This is a genomic window from Microbacterium sp. (genome assembly GCF_049661145.1).
In the GTDB taxonomy this organism is placed as follows: Bacteria; Actinomycetota; Actinomycetes; order Actinomycetales; family Microbacteriaceae; genus Microbacterium.
Genome location: NZ_JBASZT010000093.1, coordinates 1 through 3,826, shown reverse-complemented (window position 1 = coordinate 3,826; position 3,826 = coordinate 1). Strand labels below are relative to the sequence as shown.

1 protein-coding gene is annotated in these 3,826 nt (G+C 71.6%); it reads left to right on the top strand.

Going from position 1 to position 3,826, the window contains the following annotated elements:
* Window positions 1–539: 539 nt before the first annotated feature.
* Window positions 540–3,826, top strand: a 3,287-nt coding sequence (gene mfd / locus WBP48_RS04135; protein ID WP_424436501.1) for a transcription-repair coupling factor, incomplete at its 3' end; no start/stop codon positions are given.

Genomic DNA, 3,826 nt, shown 5'->3' with positions numbered 1-3,826 from the left:
CGGGGAGGCGTCGGGCTGGCGGGCGCGGGCGAGGGGTGCCGGCCCGGTGCAGCGCCCGGCCACGGCGGGCCGGCCGCGACGGGAGGTGCTCCCGGCGTCGGCTGCACGTATCCCCATGGCGCCGGATTCGGAGCCTGACGCGGGTGGACGTTCTCGCTCACGCCCTCATCCTACGGATGCTGCTCCGCCCGCAGACCCCGGTGGCGCCCGGTTCCGGGGCGCCGTTGTGTGGGTCGGATGCCGCGGCATCCGCGGTTTGGCGCCTCTGAAGTGCGGGGACGCGCACCCCGCAGGCTCCGCGCCGCTCACCCGCCGTGCCTCACCTCGGGGGGCCGCAGGTGGTCGGGTTGCGCCCGCAGCAGCGACCATATGCGACCCGGCGACGCGTAACGAGCACGCTTCCGCTCGGGGAGCTCAGGGGCGCGATTGTGCGGCTGGGATGCCGTGGCATCCGCGATGTGGCGCCTCCTAAGCCCGGTGCCGCGTGCGCTGCAACCCGGCGGGGAGCCGGCGGCCGACGGGGCGCGTACACTCGTCCGGTGACAGTTTCCGGGATCGTGCGCGCCCTTTCGCAGGAGGAGGCTGTCCGTGAGGCGCTCGCCGCGGCCCCCTTCGACACCGATTTCTCCCTGGTCACGGGCCTGGACGCCCCCGTGCTCGCCGCCCTGCTGGAGCAGCGCCGGGCCGCCGGAGCGCCCGCCGCACTGCTGGTCGTCGCCCCCACCGGTCGCCGCGCGGAGTCGCTCGGCGCCGCCCTGCAGAGCCTCGTTCCCGAAGCCACCGTGCTGCACTTCCCGGCGTGGGAGACCCTGCCGCACGAGCGGCTCAGCCCGTCGACCGAGACCGTCGGCCGCAGACTCACCGTTCTGCGTGCCATCGCGCAGTGGCAAAGCCACCGGGCGCCCGACCACGGCCGGCCGCTCGTCGTGACGGCATCCGTTAGCGGCGCCCTGCAGCCCATCGCCGCCGGCCTCACTGACGCCGGTGTCATCGGGCTCGCCGTAGGCGAGCGCGGGAACGACCTGGATGCCGTGGTTCGACGCCTCATCGAGCTCGCGTACCACCGCGTCGACATGGTGTCGCGTCGCGGCGAGTTCGCGGTGCGCGGCGGCATCCTCGACGTGTTCCCACCCGACGCCGATCACCCGTATCGCGTCGAGTTCTTCGGCGACGAGGTCGACCAGATCCGGGCGTTCTCGGTCGCCGATCAGCGCTCGCTGCCGGGCGAGGTTCGCGGCGTCACGCTGCTGCCGAGCCGCGAACTCCTGCTGACCCCCGCGGTGCGCGAGCGCGCCGCGGCGCTGCACGACCGCTTTCCGGGCCTCCGCACGATGCTCGAGAAGATGAGCGAGGGCATCCCTGTCGAGGGAATGGAGTCGCTGCTCCCAGCCGTTGCGGACGCCGTCGTGCCGCTCGTCGACTACCTGCCGCGCGGGCTCGCGACCGCCCTCGTCGACCCGGAGCGCGCGGTCGGCCGTGCGATGACCCTGGGGGAGACCAACCGCGAGTTCCTCGAGGCGGCCTGGAGCGCCGCCGTCGCGGGCGCCGACACCCCGGTCGACCTCGGTGCCGGCGACTTCCTCACCTTGCCGGAGCTGCAGGCCGCGGCATCCGCCCGAGACGGCGTGTGGTGGACGCTCAGCGCATTCGACTCGGGAGATGCGGATGCCGAGGCGGAAGGCCTGCACTCCGAGACACCCGAGCCGGGCAACGCCGTCCGCATCCCGGCGAACCCCGTCCCGTCGTTCCAGGGCAACGTCGACGGCGCCACGGCGCATGTGGGCGCGCTGGTCGCCGATGGTTGGCGGGTTGTGATCGCGGCCTCCGGCGCGGGCCTGGTGGATCGCGCGCGGGACGTGCTCGCCGACCGTGGGATCGCGGCGCGCACCGCGTTAGGCCTCGACGAGTCGCCCGAGCCGGGCGTCGCGGTGGCCGTGCTCGCGACGCTTGAGAGCGGCTTCGAGCTGCCCGGCGCCAAGCTCGCAGTGCTCACCGAGGCGGAGTTCTACGGCCGCACGATCGGTGCAGACGGCCGCGTCGTCAAGAAGCTCGCCTCGCGCCGGCGCAACGTCGTGGACCCGCTGCAGTTGAAGGCGGGCGACATCGTCGTGCACTCCACGCACGGCATCGGGCGGTTCGTCGAGCTCGTCCAGCGCGAGGTCTCCAGCGGCGGCCGCAACGCGGTCAAGACGACGCGCGAATACCTCGTGCTGGAGTACGCGCCGTCCAAGCGCGGGCACCCCGGCGACAAGCTGTACGTGCCGACCGACCAGCTCGACCTGCTCAGCCGTTACGTCGGCGGCGATGGCCCGGCGCTGTCGAAGATGGGCGGCAGCGACTGGGCCGCCGCGAAGGGCAAGGCGCGCAAGGCCGTCCGCGACATCGCGGTCGAGCTCGTCAAGCTGTACTCGGCGCGCATGGCCGCGAAGGGCTACGCGTTCGGCCCCGACACGCCCTGGCAGCGCGAACTCGAAGAGGCGTTCCCCTTCGCGGAGACCCCTGACCAGCTGCAGACGATCGACGAAATCAAAGCCGACATGGAACGGCCCGTCCCGATGGACCGGCTGCTCTCCGGCGACGTCGGCTTCGGCAAGACCGAGGTCGCCGTCCGCGCCGCCTTCAAAGCGATCCAGGACGGCAAGCAGGTCGCGATGCTCGTCCCCACGACACTGCTCGTCAAGCAGCACCTCGACACCTTCACCGAGCGGTTCGCCGGATTCCCCGTCAAGGTGCGGCCGCTGTCGCGCTTCCAGAGCGACAAAGAGGCGCGCGACACGCTCGCGGGACTCACCGACGGCACCGTCGACCTCGTGATCGGCACCCACCGCATCCTCACCGAGAAGGTCGTGTTCAAAGACCTCGGCCTCATGATCATCGACGAGGAGCAGCGCTTCGGCGTCGAGCACAAGGACGCCCTCAAGAAACTCAAGACCAACGTCGACATCCTCGCGATGAGTGCGACGCCGATTCCGCGGACGCTCGAGATGGCGGTCACCGGCATCCGTGAGATGTCGACGCTCGCCACGCCGCCCGAGGACCGGCATCCGATCCTCTCCTACGTCGGTCCCCGCAGCGACAAACAGATCGCGGCCGCGATCCGCCGCGAGCTGCTGCGCGAGGGGCAGGTGTTCTACGTGCACAACCGGGTGCAGTCGATCCAGCGGGTCGCCGCCTCCCTCGCCGAACTCGTGCCCGAGGCACGCATCGCCGTCGCGCACGGGCAGATGGGCGAACACGCGCTCGAAGAGGTCGTCGACGGATTCTGGGAGCGCCGGTTCGACGTGCTCGTCTGCACGACGATCATCGAGACGGGCCTCGACATCTCCAACGCCAACACGATCATCATCGACCGCGCCGACAAGTACGGGCTCTCGCAGTTGCACCAGTTGCGCGGGCGCGTCGGCCGTGGCCGCGAGCGCGCGTACGCGTACTTCCTGTACGACGAGCAGAAGCCACTGAGCGAGACCGCTGCCGACCGGCTGGAGACCATCGCCGTCAACAACGACCTCGGCAGCGGCATGCAGGTCGCCCTCAAAGACCTCGAGATCCGCGGCGCCGGGAACCTCCTGGGCGCCGAGCAGGCCGGGCACATCGCGGGCGTCGGGTTCGACCTGTACCTGCGGATGATCGGCGAAGCCGTCGCGACGTTCCGCGGCGAGGATGCCGAGGGGCCGGCCGAACTGCGCCTGGAACTCCCCGTCGACGCGCGCCTGCCGGAGAGCTACATCGACAGCGAACGCCTGCGCCTGGAGGCCTACCAGAAGCTCTCGGCCGCGGCGGCGCCGAACGCGCGCACCAGCGGGGGAGGCGGGGCGGGGGCGGATGC